At 52.1% G+C, this 18,072-nt stretch carries 12 protein-coding genes and 1 pseudogene; 5 read left to right on the top strand and 8 right to left on the bottom strand.

From position 1 onward, the window contains the following. Positions 1-26 precede the first annotated feature (26 nt). Positions 27-740 (bottom strand): class I SAM-dependent methyltransferase, encoded by a 714-nt coding sequence (locus AC4G46_RS01040; protein ID WP_491126294.1) that lies wholly within the window; start codon positions 738-740, stop codon positions 27-29. Between the two features lie 178 nt (positions 741-918). On the opposite strand from AC4G46_RS01040, the gene AC4G46_RS01035 reads away from it, so the two are divergent. Then, positions 919-2,130, top strand: a complete 1,212-nt coding sequence (locus AC4G46_RS01035) for a helix-turn-helix transcriptional regulator (protein WP_491126293.1) — start codon at positions 919-921, stop codon at positions 2,128-2,130. A gap of 257 nt (positions 2,131-2,387) precedes the next feature. Here AC4G46_RS01035 and AC4G46_RS01030 read toward each other — a convergent pair whose 3' ends face one another. Further along, positions 2,388-2,579: a hypothetical protein gene (locus tag AC4G46_RS01030; protein ID WP_068722900.1), complete on the bottom strand. Its 192-nt coding sequence runs from the start codon at positions 2,577-2,579 to the stop codon at positions 2,388-2,390. A 271-nt stretch (positions 2,580-2,850) separates the two neighbouring features. Between AC4G46_RS01030 and AC4G46_RS01025 the strand changes: the two genes are divergently transcribed. Together AC4G46_RS01025 and AC4G46_RS01020 are read left to right on the top strand one after the other, a co-directional pair. After that, positions 2,851-4,167, top strand: a complete 1,317-nt coding sequence (locus AC4G46_RS01025) for a putative DNA modification/repair radical SAM protein (protein WP_491126292.1) — start codon at positions 2,851-2,853, stop codon at positions 4,165-4,167. Positions 4,168-4,172: 5 nt separating this feature from the next. Further along, positions 4,173-4,991 (top strand): TIGR03915 family putative DNA repair protein, encoded by an 819-nt coding sequence (locus tag AC4G46_RS01020; RefSeq protein WP_491126291.1) that lies wholly within the window; start codon positions 4,173-4,175, stop codon positions 4,989-4,991. Positions 4,992-5,043: 52 nt separating this feature from the next. Here AC4G46_RS01020 and AC4G46_RS01015 read toward each other — a convergent pair whose 3' ends face one another. Further along, positions 5,044-5,886, bottom strand: coding sequence for an aldo/keto reductase (locus AC4G46_RS01015; RefSeq protein ID WP_491126290.1), 843 nt, complete (start codon positions 5,884-5,886; stop codon positions 5,044-5,046). 158 nt (positions 5,887-6,044) lie between these two features. Between AC4G46_RS01015 and AC4G46_RS01010 the strand changes: the two genes are divergently transcribed. After that, positions 6,045-7,229, top strand: a complete 1,185-nt coding sequence (locus AC4G46_RS01010; RefSeq protein ID WP_491126289.1) for a PQQ-binding-like beta-propeller repeat protein — start codon at positions 6,045-6,047, stop codon at positions 7,227-7,229. Between the two features lie 124 nt (positions 7,230-7,353). Here AC4G46_RS01010 and AC4G46_RS01005 read toward each other — a convergent pair. The 4 genes and pseudogenes from AC4G46_RS01005 to AC4G46_RS00990 all read right to left on the bottom strand — a co-directional run. Then, positions 7,354-7,830, bottom strand: a pseudogene (locus AC4G46_RS01005) (SDR family NAD(P)-dependent oxidoreductase); the annotation flags it as partial. Further along, positions 7,796-7,939 (bottom strand): MerR family DNA-binding transcriptional regulator, encoded by a 144-nt coding sequence (locus AC4G46_RS01000; protein WP_491126288.1) that lies wholly within the window; start codon positions 7,937-7,939, stop codon positions 7,796-7,798. The pseudogene AC4G46_RS01005 and the gene AC4G46_RS01000, both read right to left, overlap by 35 nt. Before the next feature lie 124 nt (positions 7,940-8,063). Further along, entirely contained in the window at positions 8,064-10,184 is a 2,121-nt protein-coding gene (locus tag AC4G46_RS00995) for a pectate lyase family protein (RefSeq protein WP_491126287.1), read from the bottom strand. A 304-nt stretch (positions 10,185-10,488) separates the two neighbouring features. Continuing rightward, entirely contained in the window at positions 10,489-11,742 is a 1,254-nt protein-coding gene (locus AC4G46_RS00990; protein WP_491126286.1) for a mechanosensitive ion channel family protein, read from the bottom strand. 192 nt (positions 11,743-11,934) lie between these two features. Here AC4G46_RS00990 and AC4G46_RS00985 point away from each other — a divergent pair, with 192 nt between their 5' ends. After that, positions 11,935-12,330 (top strand): VOC family protein, encoded by a 396-nt coding sequence (locus AC4G46_RS00985; RefSeq protein ID WP_491126285.1) that lies wholly within the window; start codon positions 11,935-11,937, stop codon positions 12,328-12,330. Between the two features lie 311 nt (positions 12,331-12,641). Here AC4G46_RS00985 and AC4G46_RS00980 read toward each other — a convergent pair whose 3' ends face one another. After that, positions 12,642-17,903 carry a rhamnogalacturonan lyase family protein gene (locus tag AC4G46_RS00980; RefSeq protein WP_491126284.1) on the bottom strand — a complete coding sequence of 1,754 codons (5,262 nt, stop codon included), beginning with the start codon at positions 17,901-17,903 and terminating at the stop codon, positions 12,642-12,644. Positions 17,904-18,072: the final 169 nt, after the last annotated feature.

Genomic DNA, 18,072 nt, shown 5'->3' with positions numbered 1-18,072 from the left:
CATTCTGCAGCTGTTCTTCCGGAAGCTTACCGCTTGAGCGCCATCCATCCGTCGATCAGATAGGAGCCGAAATATTTCGTTAAAGACATGAATCCTGCCTGCTCCAGCAGCAGCTCCATTTCCTCCGCCGGAAGCGGATGGGAGGTCACTCCGAAGGAAGAAGCGAAGGCCTCCCATTGCTCCTGCCCTACCCCGTTACGCAGCATATGCAGCCTCCAGCCGGCCATCTGCACACGCCAGGCCTGCGAAGCGGGGTCGCCGTTAATGGCCGAGATAAACAGCGGCGCATTAGTTTTCAGCCGGGCTGCAATGGCTTGCAGCAATGCCAGCTTGTTCTCGCGCCCCTGCACAAAATGCAGCACCAGCATGCAGGTTGCTGCATCATACTCACCGCCGCCGCTCCATGAGCGGAGATCGGCCTGATGCAGCTCCGCCTGATCTGCCAGCCCGGCTGCAGCAATCCGCTGCCGGGCCGTCTCCAGCATGGAAGCTGAAGGATCCAGACCGCAGAAGCGCCAGTCCGGATGGCTCCGTCCGAGCGTAACAATCTCCTGGCCGCCGCCTGCACCCGCGACCAGCAGCCCGGGCTGCCCCCGCTGGTCCAGCTGCGCCGTCAGCAGGCTATCCATCAGCTCATACTGCAGCTGATAGCCCGGTATTTTGCGGCTGATATTGCTTGTATACTGATCGCCATCCGCCTGTTCCCAGGGGTTAGCTGTCCCAATCGTAGCCTTGTTCATAGAATCCCTCCGTTTGATGATCTGCTGCGGTAAGCTATAATAATAACTACTAATCATTATCAGAGCTGTACCGGCTGCGCACCATCCCACATAACTGGGATTTATCACAACCCCCGGGCAGACACAACCAATCCATGTACCGCGAAAGGGCCGGAGTATGAAAGAAGCAACTGCCGCAATGGCTAGACTTTTGCAGGAGCTGGATCAGCAGCAGCAGCTGTCCTCCCTGATGTACAGGGAGATTATGCTGACCCGGATCAGAACAGGCCTGAGCTTTGACGCAGCCTGCTGCACGACCGTCGATCCGCAGACCCTGCTTACTACAGGCGCTATTACCGAGCAGGGACTTGAGCGCATCCACGGCGCCCTGCTCGACAATGAATATTTGCATGATGACTATAATAAGTTCACAGAGCTGGCCCGCTCTAACGCTGCAGTTTCCTCAATATGGGAAGCCACAGCCGGCCGGCCGGAGCTGAGCCGGCGTTACCGTGAGGTGCTGCAGCCCGCGGGCTTCGCGGACGAGCTCAGGGCTGCGCTCAGGATAGGCGAAGCCTGCTGGGGATTCCTGATCCTGTTCCGCAAAGAGGAACAGGGACCGTTTCAGCAGGAGGAGCTGCAGTTCATCCGCGATATTGCCCCGCTGATTGCGGGCCGCCTGAAGGCCAAGGCGCTGAGCCCGGCCGCCCCTGTTGAATCCGGCGGGCAGCCGGAGGAAGGGATTATCATTCTGGATGACCGGCTGGAGCCGGTGAGCCTCAATCCGGGCGGGCGCTATTGGCTGGAGCAGCTGCAGCGCATGGAGCAGCAGTCCCGGCCCGCGCTGCCCGGGCCGGTCAGGGCGGTCAGCCTGCGGGCGCTGGCCGCAGAGCATGAGGCAGAGCAAGACGCTGCCGGTGGTGAGCAGCCGGCCGGCAGACGGCGGACGGGCGAGCAGCTGACTCCAGGCGGACAGCCGCTAGCGGGCGGGCAGTCCCAAGGCGGACTGCCCCGGAGCGCCCCGGACCGGAGTGAACTGCTTCGGAGCGGATCGCCCGCTTCCGGCGAATCCGCAGCGGCAAGGGTTTGCCTCCGCGTCCCTGACGGACGCTTCATCAACATCACCGCCAGCAGGCTGGACGGCCCATCCGGTCTTGTCCAGCTCGCCGTTTCCTTCACAGCGGCCAAGGCTGGCGACCTGCTGCCTATGACTACCGAAGCCTTTGGCTTCACGGAACGGGAAAAAGAAATCGTCCATCATCTGTCCGGGGGACACTCAACCAAGGAGCTGGCCCAGCTCCTTCACATCTCTGCCTACACCGTACAGGATCATCTGAAATCAATCTTCAGCAAGGCCGGGGTAAGCAGCCGCCGGGAGCTCATCTGGCTGCTCTACTCCAGGTATCAGTAATCCGCTTGACCTGCTGCACAGCAAAAAGGACGCCCTCAAGCCAGTCATAAGACGGCTGCTTGGGGCGCCCTTTTTTATTCTAATAAGGTTAAGGCCCTTCTTTACCCTTTCTCCTGCCCGGCTACAGACAAAAATGCAAAAAAAGAAACCCCTCTTTGGCAACCCGGAAGCCGGCCAGTCTGCCGCCAGTCTTTCGTAAGGAGAGGTTTACTTGCCGATGATTCTTAATAAGTTCGTTTATCCGCCTTGCACAGGGTTTATTTTCGCCTGGTCGTTTTCATCATCCGGTTATACATAATCAGTGCAGCAATAACCATCCCGATCATAGCGATACTGCTGGCCGACTCCTCTGACATGCCGAACAGCAGACAGATTGTGGTTACCAGCGACCTCGTCACCAGGACAACCAGAATCAGCATGATCGGCCGCCAAATATTATATTTCCTCATTCCCGCACCACTCCCATTCTAATTTTGGCAAAGCTCTTTCTATCTCTGTTAGTTGCTATTATAGCATAAGCAGGAATGCGGTTACATTTCTGTGCGTCCCCCATCTAATAAAACTTCCTTCCCCTCTCCGGTCATGAACAATAAAAGCTCCCTTTTACGGCAAAAATACCCGCATAGAACTCCTTCAGCCACCTTGATAACAGGTATTTTTTTGAATTTTGACAGGAACATTTGTTCGGTATATAATTTTGCTAATGAGGAGTGTGTAACGATGGATATGATGGAGAAGCTAGAAATTTTGACAGAATCGGCCAAATATGATGTCGCCTGCACCTCAAGCGGTTCACAGCGCTCCGGCCAGGCCGGAAGCCTGGGCAACGCGGTCAGCTTTGGAATCTGCCACAGCTTTGCCGCAGACGGACGCTGCATTTCGCTGCTCAAGGTGCTGATGACCAACGGCTGCATCTATGACTGTGCTTATTGCATCAACCGCAAGTCCAATCCGGTACGCCGGGCTGCATTTACCCCGCAGGAGATTGCTGACATTACGATGCAATTTTACCGCCGTAACTATATAGAGGGGCTGTTCCTCAGCTCCGGCATTATGCGCAGTCCCGATTATACAACCGAGCAGCTGATTGCCGCCCTTGAGCTGCTGCGCAACGAATATCACTTCCGCGGCTACATTCATGTAAAAGCCATTCCCGGCGCAGACGACGCCCTGCTGTCCCGGCTGGGGATGCTGGCTGACCGGATGAGCGTCAATATCGAGCTGCCCTCCCAGGACAGCCTGCGCAAGCTGGCTCCGGACAAGAGCAAGCAGTCCATTTTGCAGCCGATGGGCCTAATTACGAACAAGATTACCGAGAACAGCACGGAACTCGTTAAATATAAGCATGCGCCCCGCTTCGCACCGGCGGGACAGAGCACCCAGATGATCGTCGGCGCCACGCCGGATACCGACTACCAGATTTTGAACCTCACAGAGGGATTGTATAAGAAATATAAGCTCAAGCGGATTTTTTACTCTGCTTATACTCCGGTAGTCGAAGACTCGCTCCTGCCCTCGCTGGATACCAAGCCGCCATTGCTGCGCGAGCACCGGCTGTATCAGGCGGACTGGCTGCTGCGCTTCTACGGCTTTGAGGCCAAGGAGCTGCTCGACGAGGCAGCGCCCAACTTCAACCCGCTGCTTGATCCGAAATGCAGCTGGGCCATCAATCACCGGGAGCAGTTCCCGGTGGAAGTGAACCGCGCACCTTATGAGATGCTGCTGCGCGTGCCCGGCATCGGCGTACGGAGCGCCCAGCGGATCATTAAGGCCCGCCGGGCCGGAACGCTCGACTTCCATGCGCTTAAGAAGCTCGGCGTTGTGCTCAAGCGCGCCCAGTTCTTCATTACCTGCAAAGGCCGGCCGCTGGAAGGCCTCAAGGTAGGCGAGCATACCCTGCTCCGCTCCCTGATGTCCGGGCAGGAGCTGGCCAAGTTCCAGCAGCCGGAGATCGAGCAGCTCTCCTTCTTCGACGACAGCTATTTAGCAGCCCTGCCGGAAGCCGGACGGGCTGCATCCTTTCGTTACGGAGGTTAAGTCCCATGTTCGCAACCACCTCTTTAGCCTATTCCTATGACGGCAGCTTTGAGGGCCTGCTATGCTGCGTGTTCGAGAGCTACCAGTGGAAGGAAACGCCGCTGGCCATCCACTCGGAGGGCAACGGACAAGGACTCCTGCTGGAGGCTAAATGGATCGAGACCGACAAGATTAAGGCAGACCGCGTGCTGCGCTCCATCCCGCTGAAGATTTCCCGCGAAGCCGAAGAGCTTCTCCGGCTTGGCTTCTGGTCTGCCGTACCGGACAAGGAGATGCTGCTGCTGAATTTTCTGTATCTGGGCTTTACCCACGGCCCCGCGGTAATGAACATGCTGGCCGACGATACGGTCTGCGCCCTGAACAAGGCCGTCCGGCTGCTCCGGCGGGAGGGCCATCACTATCTGGGCTTTGTCCGGTTCACCGTATACGGACCTGTCATGGCAGCCGTCATTGAACCACAGGGCTACATTCTGCCTGTGATTGAGGACCATTTCTGCGACCGGTTCCAGAGTGAGAGCTTCATGATCTACGACCGCACACACAGGATGGCGCTGATTCATCAGCCGGGCCGGCGGACCATTATTCCGCTTGAAGAATGGATTCCGCCGCAGCCGGATGAGACGGAGGCTGCCTACCGCAGCCTGTGGCAGAGTTTTTATCACGCTATCGGTATTAAAGAGCGCAAGAACGACCGGCAGCGCGCCTCCATGATGCCGAAGCGCTACTGGAAGCATCTCCCGGAGATGACCGGAATTCCGGCAGCCCGGCCGGTGCGTACCGCAAGGAAGCAGCCGACTTCGCGGCGGCCGCGTGAGCTGCAATAAAAGAGTGCCTTCCCGTTAATCAGGGAAGGCACTCTTTTTAAACTAAAGGCATTTACATTTCTTCATACTCCGCCGGGTTCTGCTCCCAGAGCCGTCCGTCCGGTTTGCTCATGCCTGAAATGACCTTCATCTCATCATCCGACAGCTCAAAGTCAAAGATTTCAAGATTCTCCCTCTGATGCTCCGCAGAGCTGGTCCGCGGAATCGGAACCGCTCCCAGCTGAATGTGCCAGCGCAGAATAGCCTGAGTCGGTGTTTTGCCGTGGGCAGCTGCGATGGCTGCAATCTGTTCATTCTTCAGCATGCTGTGGCCGCGTCCAAGCGGACTCCACGACTCTGTTACAATGCCATGCTCGGCATCCTTTGCGCGCTGCAGTTCCTGATTAAACAGCGGATGCAGCTCCACCTGGTTGATGCTCGGCGCGACGCCGGTCTCTTTTATGATACGCTCGTTATGCTCCGGCAGGAAATTGCAGACCCCGATGGAACGGATGTAGCCGCGCTTCTTCGCCTCAATCATCGCCTGCCAGGCTTCAACATATTTATCAGTCTTCGGATTGGGCCAGTGGATCAGATACAGATCGTAATAATCAAGGCCTGCTCTATATAACGACTCCTCAATCGTCTCCAGTGCCTCTTTATAGGCATGGTGGCGCCCCGGAAGCTTCGAAGTAATCCGCAACTCTTCTCTCGGTAATCCGCTTTTACGGACTGCTTGTCCGACCGCCCCTTCATTCTCATAATTAAAGGCCGAGTCAATCAGCCGGTATCCGGCTTCAATGGCTCCCGTAATTGCTTTCGCTCCATCTGCGCCTTTCAGAAAGGCCGTACCAAAGCCAATCGCGGGGATTTTCAGACCGTCGTTTAAAACCTTCTCTGCAATCTTTCGACTCATTTATAAAGCCTCCTTTGCCAGATTCACTTAAACATAGCACTTATGAATTACTAAGAGAAAATGCAGCCCAAGAAAAGAATATACTATATACATTGTCTACTTTATCAAGATATTATAAAATAATCAGGTAAAATTAACCATTAATATAGGGGGCTACTATGCGTACGAAAAAGCTTTTGTATATCATCATTATGGCAATGCTGACAGGGATCTTTATACTGGATGGATCGGTTACTGCCGCTGAAAACCCAACAACAAACAATCAGCTGCCAGCTCCCGCCTGGAAGATTGCACTAGAAAGCCAATTAGAGGGATTTCCCCAGGCACCCTACCACGTACCAAACACTAATACAGTCTATGTGAATTCAACTACTTCTGTTGCGTCCGAGACTAAAATCTGGTCTGTTGGGGTAGTATCAGCAGTTGATAAAACCAGTGGTAAGGAGAAGTGGTCCTATTCTTTTTATAAAAAAGGAATGGCCTACCCCTGGAATACTTCAATTACTTATAATAAATTGGGATCGGTTTACGCATTAGTAACAGACGGAAGAGGCACAAAGTTATATTCTGTAAATTCAGCAGGGAAACTCAACTGGATGATTGCCGTCCCTCAATCAACAGATATACATGCAATGAATGACGGGACACTATTACTTATTAACCCAAACAAGCAAAATTCAAATGGTACTTTTTCTCCTTGGGTCTATGCTTACAGTTCTAAGGGAGAGAAGCTGGGAGAACGTCCCTTAGGTGAAATTTTCACAATATTAGACGGTAAATATCTGGTTTCACAAATTGGTGACCTCAATAAATTTAAGCTTCAGGTATACGGACCAACATTAAATACGTTATTTACATATACCCCGCCTACTGGTGCTGTAACATATATTGATGAAGCAGCCTGGGTAATAAACGGGGAAGATATCCTGATTAGAATGAGCCTTCCCCAGACAGGCAGCAGGTTGATCGCAGTTAACGCCAAAGGAAAAACATTATGGGGACGTAACATTGCCGGAAATGCCTCTGTTCAATCCACCGGTCAAAATTATGTGGTCTACGAAAATGGAGAAATGGCTGTGTATGGAACAAAGGGATTGCTGTTAAAAAAAACAATGCCATTATCTGACCCTATGTACGTCATTTCACGCAGTCCGGATAACAAAATTATGACATTTTCTGAGGACTGGAAGAGCATATTTGATCCCTCATCATTAAAAATGATCTATCAAATCCCGTTTGATACGAAAGCACTTGAATATCACTATGCTGGAGACGGCTATCTGTACGCGGTTAAGGATTATTATCAGTTGCTCCAGTATAAGCTTCCCAAAATAGTTGAGTAATTTTTCAAAAGAAAGCAGCAGCCCTCAACCGGCTGCTGTTTTCTCATTTTTTCTGGATGAATGCACTACTAATAATGAGACCAACTCTGTCCAAAGGTTCATGATAGCTCCTATTCTGAACCGGTTACTCAACCATACCCTTACTAGCCTCATACATCTTCGCCGTATACTCATCCACCAGATCACGGGACATACGCAGGCGGTCTACCGAGGTTCCGTAGCCAATCTCTGCTTGTCCTTCTTCCAGCCCTTTAAAAATTCCGTCCGCAAAAGCCTCCAGCGGCTCCCCGTGCACATGCAGTCCGGCACCTCCCAGATCTGTGTTGACAGCCGGGGGCGCTACCTCGATAACCTCAACAGGGGTTCCGGACAGCTGGTGCCGCAGGCTGACTGTGAACGAATGCAGCGCCGCCTTGGTGGCGGAGTAGATCGGTGCAATCGCAAACGGTGTAAAAGCGAGCCCGGAAGTCACGTTGATAATCGCTGCTGCTTCTTTTTGCGCAAAAAATGGGGCAAACAGCAGAGAGAGCTGAAACGGCGCGTCCAGATTCGTATTAATTTCCTGATTAAAGTAGCTCCAATTGTCCCTGGCGTCTGCCCGCCCCGTCACGCTCGATCAGCGGGAGCAGCCCCTGTTTTTCATAATATCGTAACGTGGATTCCGGAATATGAAGCGCAGCTGCAGCCTCACCGATCGAAATTGTTTTCATATTGAAGGCCTCCAAATGTGATCTTTCCCTGTCGACACCCCTAGCATAAGACTTAAACCATGGTTTAAGTCAATGGGTACCTGAGGAAATAGAAAAAGCGGCCCCAAAGGGCCGCCCGTCCGCTCTACTCCAGCTTCATATAATACAAATTCGCCGTACTATCCTTCGCAATCGTATGTGACCCTGCCGCAAGCGGAATCGTTGCAATCCGGTTCGTGATCGGATAGCTTGTTCCGTCCACCTTAATCTGCGTTCCTTCGGCGTTGAACACCAGGGTTAACGTCGAGGCTTTGGCCGCTGTGAACTGGATGCTGGTCGAGCTCTCGATTTTCAGGCATTGGGTCAGGGTCAGGCCATTGTAAACTACCGTCCCCTTGCTGGTAGAGAGATTGCCCTGGATGTTAAAAAAGCTGCTTGTTTTCCCGGATGCCGTAAAGTCATGGACATACACACCCGTAGCCGGGGTGGCTGTTGGTACCGGAGTCGCTGTCGGCACAGGTGTTGCGGTTGGCGCAGGCGTTGCGGTTGGCGCAGGCGTTGCCGTCGGTACAGGAGTCGCTGTTGGTGCAGGTGTAGCCGTTGCAGTCGGCGTCGGTGTTGGAGTGGCACTGGAATTGCCACCTACAGAGACAAGCTGGGTAGCATAACCCCGGATCGCCGACATCAGCGCGGTATTAAGCGCATACGACGCGTCATCCACAGCATTGTTGAAGGTCCAGCTAAAGTCGCCGCCGCCCAGGCGCCCGGCCTTTGCTTTTACATTCTGCTCAACCGAGCTGACGGCATCAACCGCAGCGGCGCTTACCCCTGTATTTACGGACGTATCAAAGTTATTGTAGGCCGTTCCGCCTGTTAAGGCCTTATAGGTACCGGGGACGGTCTCACTTCTTGAGGATGCCAGATAAGCGTCAAAAGAGGTTGCATTAGCTGCAGCTGTCCCCGTGCCGGAGTTGGCATAGATCAGGCTGGCTGCACCCGTTACCTGATTGTTGTATGCCTTGATCATCCCGCCGTTTTCACCGGAGAAGGTGCCTTCCCCGAGTGCATCCGTGCCCTGCAGGGAGATCATCATCGGATACTTGGCATTGCGGAAGACGTTGGATTCTACGAAAGCGGAGCCCCCGCTTGTCATCCCCACACCATATTTGGAGATTCCGTCAAAATAGTTGTTATAAATATGAACCGATGCTACGCGGATACGCGGATGGCGGGAATCCGAGTGGTCGAACCAGTTATGATGGAAGGTAGCATAGAACTCCGACGGTTCGGTCAGGCCGACCAGCGACGATTTTCCCGAATCCCAGTAATGGTTGTAGGAAATGGTGATGTAGGATGAACCGTTCTTGAGGTCAGTTGAGCCGTCACCCTTGGCCTGATCCGCATCCCCGCCTGCCGCTCCGTAAAAAAGATCATTATTGTGCACCCACACATTCACATTGCCGCTATCCATCGAGACACCGTCGTCCGGGAACAGCATCAGCCCCAGGTTTCTTACTTCCACGTTACCTACATACCTGAGGAGCAATCCCCAGCCGTACGCATAAGCATCCTGGCCGATCCCTTCGATGGTGATATTCATTTCCGAGTAATTATTTTTGCCTTTGACCTGCAGATAACCGCTGCTGTTGAGCTGCCCGCTCAGATCGGAAGCCGTTACCTTGCCGATAATCCGGATCGCCAGCGGGGTCGTATCATAACCTTTTTGTCTAAGATTCAAAATATCGCCCAGTCCAACGCCGGTCTGCACCGTGCCTGAGCTGCTGGTTTTAACCGGGAGGGTTACCGTCTGAGCTGTCTGTGAGGTAACATAAAGGACCTCTGCGCCAGTTCTCAGCGTCCCATTGGCGTTATAAGCGCCGGAACCCGTACCAAAGGGAGAGCTTGGTGAAAAAGCAAATCCCGACCGGTCATGCGCTGCTACATTCAGCGTACCGGTTACGCTGCTGGCGGTTCCTCCTCCTGACAGTACAGCCTCTACCTTCATTACATAGCTCCCGGCGGCCAGCCCGACTGCATCCGCTCTCCAGTAGGAGGCGTACTTGCGGATTAACGGATTATCCAGCTGCTGATACTGCGAGTCCGCTGCGCTTGCCTGCTTCACATATACGTTATACCCTGTTGCACCGCTTACCGGCGACCACTCCGCATAAGCCGTTTCATTCCAGCCCCCGCTTACTGTAATGGACACGCCTGCTGCATGTGCCGTAGGGCTTGCCCAGTTGCCTGCCACCAAAGATAAGGCCATTGTAAATAAAAGCAACATCCCCGTTACTCTTGCCGTTCTCTTTTTCAATTCATTCCCTCCCATTAAATTAGGTCCTGAAACACCCTCAGCATATCCCCGTGTAAGCGGTTGCGAAACAATCATTTACTCATATTGGAATCGGTCATGCGGTATTCTGGGTTAATGATTATTTGACAGGAGGATGATCGTTTGAACCTCCGTTTCCAGACTGCGGGCGGGCGGGACCACAGCACAATAGCCTGAAAACTTATCTATCCTGTATTACAGAAAAAGCAGCCGGTTAGGGCTGCTTCTGACTCTTTTCTCAATAGCTCCGCGAGTATTCCGCTTTCTCTTTTAAATGAACAATATCATGGCCCGTCGGATTCTGGAACACCCGCAGCCCGAAGGTAGGGATAACCGCAAAAATGTGATCGAAAATATCCGCCTGCACCGACTCATACACACCCCACGTGGTATCATTGCTGAATGCGTAGATCTCCAGGGGCAGCCCGTTATCACCCGACGCCAGCTGGCGGACGAGCAGGGTCATATCCTTATGAATTTTTGGATGATTCCGCAGGTATTCCTGAATGTAAGCCCTGAATACGCCGATATTCGTGAGCTGTCTTCCGTTCACATTGCTCTCCATATTGACCTGATGCTCAATATTATAGGCCTTAATCTCACTTAATTTCGCTGTTACATAATCATTGAGATAGTGGATTTTCTGAAACTCCTCAATCATTTCCCGGGTGCAAAAGCACACGCTGCTTGTATCAATATACACACTCCGTTTGATCCGTCTCCCGCCGGACACCTGCATGCCTCTCCAGTTCCTGAAGGAGTCCGAAATGAGCGCGTAGCTGGGAATCATCGTAATCGTTTTATCAAAATTCATGACCTTTACGGTGTTCAGGGTAATATCGGTGACCTCACCGTCCGCATTATATTTGGGCATTTCAATCCAGTCGCCCACCCGCACCATATCATTGGAGGACAGCTGGACGCCCGCAACCAGGCCCAGTATAGAATCTTTAAAGATCAGCATCAGAACCGCCGATAAAGCACCCAGCCCGCTAAGAATGATCAACGGATTTTGCCCGATCAGATTTGCGATCACCACGATGGCGCCAATGATGAACAGAATGATTTTGGCAACCTGGATGTAGCCCTTGATCGGTCTGATCTTGGAGACGTCAAACGAACGGTAGATCGCGTCCGCCGCATCCAGCAGCGCATTCAGCACTGTGATGGTAACGATGATTAGATAGGTTAAGGCCGCTTTTTCAATTAAAGACTGATATAACGGAAATATTGGAGCCGAGTAGTAGATGATTAAGGCCGGCGCGAGATGGGACAGCTTGTGGAACACCTTTTTCTCCAAAATAATATTATCCCACGTATACCGGTTGTTGTTGACGATATGGATAATGACGCGCAGCACAATCTTTTTGACTGCAAAATTGGCCAATACAGAGAGCAGCGCTATAAAAAGAACCATGATTATATTCGAGAGATAATCTACCATTACCCCGCCGGCACCAAACGCCTCCAGCTGATTTTTAATAAAATTCATAGCTTCCTCCTGACTTCGTGCACTGGCCTATCATTATAAAGGAGTATTTGAGGTTACGCAAAAATCCGGTCTTCGCCTTACAATAAACCGCTGTGCTGCAAAAATACTCCTGGTTTATTTTATATATTCAGCAAAATCGGAAACTATAATAGAGAAAGGACAATGGAATTAAAAATACGGTAGGGATTACGGATGAGCCGGTTAATTCATTTTGAGATTCATGTAGATGACATGGAGCGTGCCAAGGCATTTTATGGCGGGGTGTTCAGATGGACGTTTGAGGATTGGAGCGAATACGCCGGAACACCTTATTTCGGGGCTATAACAGGGGATGCCAGTGAACCCGGTATCAACGGGGCTCTGATGAAGCGGCACGGAGCTGCTCCGGAGCCGGGACAAGCTGTGAACGGATACGCCTGTACCCTGGGAGTGGAAAATTACGATGCCACCGAAGCTCTCATTTTGCAGCATGGCGGCAAAGTTGCACTGCCAAAACACGCGCTGCCCGGAATGGCCTGGCAAGGGTATTACCTTGATTCAGAAGGGAATATATTCGGGATCCATCAGCCGGATTTGCAGGCAAAATAAAGGGTGAAGCTGCAAGGCTGCCCCTGAACACAGAAGCATTAAATGAACCCGTATCTTGGGCCTTTGGGTTAAGAGTACGGGTTCTCTTTTAGAATATACAATCGGCACAATCCTTGCCTGAAACTGAATACAAGCGCCGTCTCCCTTAATCTCTACTGTTCCTTCAACACCGTTCCCCCAGCCATCGTCAGTGCAGGAAAAGCTTTCCTTATAAGCACAAAGAGGAAGCAACCGCTAAGCGGTGCTCCCCCGTTAAATAGCATTATTCCACGTAACACCAAACACCAACATTTTAATCTAAAATGACTGCCTTACAGCTCCAGATTCAGATCAAGCACGATATTCAGCATCCGCATGATAATCGTTACCGACTGATCGCGGGTAGCTGTATCGTCCGGTGCAAACTTACCGCCGCCCATACCGGATACGATACCTGCCCTGCTAAGCTGCTCGATACTGTCTGCAGCCCAATGATTGCTAAGATCCGAGAATTGTGCTGCGCTGGCAGGTGCACTCATATCCAGCACACGGGCCAGAATTGCAGCCATCTCAGCGCGGGTGATCTGCTGATTAGGAATGAAATGACCATTACCTGCACCGTTTACAATCCCCGCGCGATGCAGCGCTCTGATATAGGCATCTGCCCAATGACCATTGGTGTCGGAGAAGGATCCTGCTGCTCCGGTCGTATCAATGCCCAACGTCCGGACGATCATCGCAGCAAATTCAGCCCGGGTTACATGATTTGAACCCTTGAACTCGCCGTTAAGCGTACCTTCGACGATCCCAAGCTGTGAAGCTAACCGGATTGCTTTTGCAGCCCAATGCGTCTGTGGTACGTCAGAGAAGCTGAGCGGCTGGTTTGCTTGCAGTGCCTGCTGCAGCTTAGCCTTAGTCTGCTCTGCGTTCACAAGGATGCTCTTAAAAATCGGCTTTTCCGGAGTAGGTGTCTGCACTGCAGAACCGGTACCTGTTCCGGAGCCTGCTGTAGGGCCCGGGGTTGGCGTCGGAGTAGCCGGATTGGATCCCGGATTCGATCCCGGAGTAGAGACTTCTTGTGTCGTCACCGTAATCTTCAGCTGTGCAGACTTCCCTGCACTGAACACGAAGGTCAGGACATCACCATTAGACAGTGTTGCCAAATAACTTCTCTTGATTGTAACCGTCTGTTTGCCATCCGGCGTTACAGCAGCCAGGCTATAGTCGGTGTCAGCAAGTGCAGTATCGCCTTTTTTGATCCCGGTAAGCGTGTTGCCGTTTAATGTCACCGTTACCGTGAGGTCAGCCCCCGCGTTCGTATAGTACGTTGCCTCTGTTACAGAGAGAACAGAATTCTCCGCCGGGGTAACGTCCACTTCTGCAGTGTAGTAGATATTAGACACCGGAAGCTGCATGTTCTGAACCTCATCACGGATGTCTTCACCCAGGTAAAAGCTCAAATGCGCCGGCTGGTTGTACATAGCGTTCTGAGAGTTAGCAGCCAGGCGGTACTGCGGATCATGCATCAGTGTGTAGATTACATTATCCGTCGGAATATCCGTCGTGTAGATTCTCAGCGCATTATTGTCATTGGTACGGACAAGAACCTCATCACGCCAGTCACCGAAAATATCGGCAATCAGGCTCGGATTCGCCTTGGTTCCGTTGTTGGAATAGGTTCCGGTCAAGGTCTGCAGCGTCGTAAGCTCACTTTGCTCCGTTGTTACATCATAATTAAACTTCGTGATCGCCGGAGCTGCTGTTGAGTTGTTGTTATCAGGCCCGTCAAAGAACTCGCTCAGCAGATCTCCATCCCAATACAGGATGAAGTTAACAGGTGCCTTGTTAGCAACGCCGATCCCGCCGACATCAGCAGTAATGACTTTGCCGTTCATAATATTGTACATAGGCGTCCCTATTGCCCACACTTCAAAGCCCGGTAAAGGAGTTACATTAGCTGCAACGCCGCGTCCAACATCGCCTAAGTTCGCTGAATAGGTCCACACTGCTTCCCCTGTGGAACCGCGAACCAGCGTTACATTGTTTGGCGGACTGGCTTCATGCGGCTGGAAAACATAGATCTCATTGCTGTCAGGTACCATTGCGGCTACATGCAGCGCGTCACCGTGACCTCCGGCTACTGTACCTCTCGTTCCGTTAGTGCTCCACACAATCGTTCCATCCTGATCGATCGTGATGCCGCCAAGCACAACCTCGTTATAGCCGTCAAAATCCACATCGGCCACCTTAACATTGTGATTACCCTGATTACTGCCAGCGTTCCAGTCAGCCAGTGTAAACGTCCAGATCTCCACTATTTTACCGTCAATAAACTGGTATGCCGCTACATACTGCGGGCCGTAGTGAGCGCGCACCTCAATAACGGTAGGATAAGGCTCTGCGCCATATTCGCCATTCTTCGGCATATAGGCAACGGCTCCGTTAAAGCGGTCGCTGCGGTTATTGTTGTTATCGCCCCAGTTTGAGCTGATGCTGTACGGTGCAAAATAATCAACCGTATCAACCGGCTTCCCGGTTTCCCCGTTAAATACCGTAAAGGTTTCCGGGCCGGATGCGACTCTGCCAAGTGCCGTATTGTTGATCTGGTTATCTTTTGCCGGATTCTGAAGGCCGCCTACCCATACCGCTTCCGGGTCACCCAATACCCAGGCAGGAGTGTCCGTCAGATCATCAATGGTACCGTCCGCTTTAGGGAGATAACCCCTTGTTCCGTCTGCTGTCTTAACTGAAAATTCCGCTTTTCCGTCCTGATCCAGATCATAGAAGTTAAATGCGCTGTGATGGGCGCTGGACACGATATTGATACCCAGGTTGATTCTCCACAGCAATTTTCCTTCAAGCGTATAGGCATCGAAAATCGTTTCGCCGGTATGCCTGTTGGAGAGCCCCGGATCTGTAGCCCCGGACGGATACCATTTTACAAGAATCTCATACTGGCCATCACCGTTAATATCCGCTACAGAGGTATCGTTGGCAGTGTAGGTAATGGGCTCGGCACTGGATGTTGCACCGTAAGCAAGCGCCGGGTTGGGACGGTCCGCCGGTCTCTGCAGCGGAATGTCAATGTAATTATTGGCCCATGCCGTTGCAGGCTTGCTCATCGCACCAGTGTTTATAGTCTCTACTTCGTATCTGTCTCCGGTTTTGCCGCCTGCATCCACATAATCCAGCACAGTAACCGGTAACGTGTTAATCTTGTCGCCGTTTCTATAGACATTAAAGGTTAAGCCTTTATTGTATTCTGAAGACAGCAGACGCCATGTTACAAGCACACCGTCGCCGCTGTTCACCGGAACGGCTACCACGCCTCTGTCCAGCCACTCCATTGAGATCGGCTCCGCAGTAACCTTGTCTTTATGCCGGTTCTCGATGTACAGCTTCGCCTTTAATCCCATTCTGTTAACGGCTACGTCAGGAACACCGGTAAGTGTCCCGGCATAGGAGAATACGCCCTGTTTATCTGCCTTATAAACCAGATCTGCAGCCGCTGTAGACCATGGGGCTTCTGTTAAAGCCCAGGTTACGCCTACCTCGGCAGTAGTGCCGTCCGCAAGCTTAACCTTAACCGTTGCCGGCAGATCAAGCCCTGCCTCATCAGTCACATCCCCGATGTATACGGTCTTGAACCAGCTCTGCAATGTATTGCTGTCTGCTGTTCCCGGAAGTTCCGGCAAGAATGCATACGGCAGCACTTCGACTATTGTGTCCGCTGAAAGCTGCTTAGTAAAGAAGTACAAATTATCAACGCCATTATCCACTACACCCACGTTATTTCCGCCTGCACGCTCACCTGTAAGGACAAACGAGCTGATCTGGCTTCCTTCAAAAGGAATAGTCACCACCGACGGTACAGCTTCGGCAGCATCTCTTGGAGCAAGGGAAACCGTAGCGAGCATTGTATCAAAATCAAACTCTACGCCTACCGTATACCATACATTCACATCGTTATAAGTAAAAGCGTGGTAACGGTCACTGCTCCAGAAGTTAGCCGGATTGGGCCCGGTCGGCCCTGGCAGGCTCCCTGCAAACGCACCTATCGTTCTTGCCCCGTTATAAGTACCTGTTCTTAAGCTAAGCAGAACGTTAGAACCGTCCTGGAAGCTCAGGTTAAACGTGTTCTGCAGGGTGGTAACCGCCGGAACCTTCCAGTCCAGGTTAACATAGACCTTGCTACCGGAAACGGCTTGCGGTAAATCTCCCTTACCTCCGCGGTTGCCTGAACCGGACGCGTCAAATCTGAAATAATTATTCACCTGAGGAGCTTCTTCTCTGGCAAGCGTGTGGTAGGTACCGCCTGCAAATATCCATAGCGGAGCTGCCCCGCCAGCGGCAAAGTTACTCCCGAATTCCTGTGTGTACCCTTCCGCTAACAGTGCAGAAAAGTCCGGAGCCGGCTCAGTAACAGAAGGAACATGTTTTACATGAATCTGCACACTGTCCTTGATAGCCCCGTCCATGGTGGACACAGCCGTAAGAGTGGCCTCGCCTGCACCGACTGCGGTAACGGTTACACTTTTGTCCGGATTTACTGCTATCGCAGCAATCTTCTCGTCACTGATTGACCATGTAAACGTCCGGTCCGTTGCATTAATAGGCATTACAACCGCGCTGAATGTGGCCGAATGCTTATCGGCAAGGGAACCTTCCCCATATTCCAGACTGGCAGCGGAAGCCGGAGATATTGTTAGCTCGCCCGGTTTAATAACCGGTTTAACGCCTCCGGTCGAAGCTGCCCTGAACAGGATATTGTCAACGCGCATGCCATAGGTATCTTCATTCCAGTCAACACCTGTAACCGCGTTAAATCTTGCCCAGTTCTGTCCGCTTGCCCGGCTTGCACCGATGCTCAGGCTGGTCAGTTTATCAGAGCCTATGGCTATCGGCTGAGGCGTGGTATATACCCTTGAACCGCCGTCAGTAACGCTGATTGATGCCACTTGTGCCAGGAGATCAAGGCTCAGGGTCGCTGAAAGTTTGGTCAGTCGCGGCACGCCTGTTAGTGCAGTGACTGACGCCCCTGTTGCCGGGGCATTAGCCGCATTCATATTGCCGGTGTAATAGGATATGGTCGCCGGTGAGTCCGCATTTGTCCCGCCTCCGGCAGTCCGCAGCGTTACCACTTGATCCGTTCCGTCATTAAGACGAATATCAAGCGAATTTGCACTTGGACGGGTAATATCAACCCACCAGTCAAAGGATACCTCAACCTGATCTTTGCCGGTAAGGTCATACTCACCGCTGTTTAAGGGGAGAGTCCACCAGTAGCTGGCTTGTTTGGCCTCATTTGAATCTGTATCAGATGGAGGCTGAACGCGGAGTGCCTTGTTAGATTCATAAACCGCTACCGTAACAGAACCGGAGCCGGTAGTTGCCGGAGCGCCGGTTACAGTACCTGCTAACTCGCCATCTTCAAAATCCAGTACACCGCCCACTTGTGCCAAAGCTGCAGCTGCAGCTGCGTTACCGCCGCCTTCCGGCGCACCCAAAACCGCAGAGGGCATCAGCATAAATGCCATAGAAACTGTGAGAACTACAGACACGTACTTTTTGAGCTTGCTCTTCAATACCTTCACTCCTCGTCGTAAAATCATGAAGCTGCCAAGTCCTGCTTAATTAAGCGCTTTCAATATAAATCAGTAAAATAAAGCGCTTTCTCTCTTCCACCCACCTCACTTCACCAGTAATCTATTAGACCGAATCCAGATCTTCTTGCATCAGCAAAGATATGTCAGATTGTAAGCC

This window comes from Paenibacillus sp. fava2 (assembly GCF_058313675.1).
Note: the sequence above shows the minus strand (reverse complement) of the source record. Positions and strands in the feature narration are given on the sequence as shown.

Bases quoted from the DNA above. Each gene is read 5' to 3' on its own strand.
- AC4G46_RS01040 (WP_491126294.1), bottom strand. From the start codon at position 740: ATGAACAAGGCTACGATTGGGACAGCTAACCCCTGGGAACAGGCGGAT.
- AC4G46_RS01035 (WP_491126293.1), top strand. From the start codon at position 919: ATGGCTAGACTTTTGCAGGAGCTGGATCAGCAGCAGCAGCTGTCCTCC.
- AC4G46_RS01030 (WP_068722900.1), bottom strand. From the start codon at position 2,579: ATGAGGAAATATAATATTTGGCGGCCGATCATGCTGATTCTGGTTGTC.
- AC4G46_RS01025 (WP_491126292.1), top strand. From the start codon at position 2,851: ATGGATATGATGGAGAAGCTAGAAATTTTGACAGAATCGGCCAAATAT.
- AC4G46_RS01020 (WP_491126291.1), top strand. From the start codon at position 4,173: ATGTTCGCAACCACCTCTTTAGCCTATTCCTATGACGGCAGCTTTGAG.
- AC4G46_RS01015 (WP_491126290.1), bottom strand. From the start codon at position 5,886: ATGAGTCGAAAGATTGCAGAGAAGGTTTTAAACGACGGTCTGAAAATC.
- AC4G46_RS01010 (WP_491126289.1), top strand. From the start codon at position 6,045: ATGCGTACGAAAAAGCTTTTGTATATCATCATTATGGCAATGCTGACA.
- AC4G46_RS01000 (WP_491126288.1), bottom strand. From the start codon at position 7,939: ATGAAAACAATTTCGATCGGTGAGGCTGCAGCTGCGCTTCATATTCCG.
- AC4G46_RS00995 (WP_491126287.1), bottom strand. From the start codon at position 10,184: ATGGCCTTATCTTTGGTGGCAGGCAACTGGGCAAGCCCTACGGCACAT.
- AC4G46_RS00990 (WP_491126286.1), bottom strand. From the start codon at position 11,742: ATGAATTTTATTAAAAATCAGCTGGAGGCGTTTGGTGCCGGCGGGGTA.
- AC4G46_RS00985 (WP_491126285.1), top strand. From the start codon at position 11,935: ATGAGCCGGTTAATTCATTTTGAGATTCATGTAGATGACATGGAGCGT.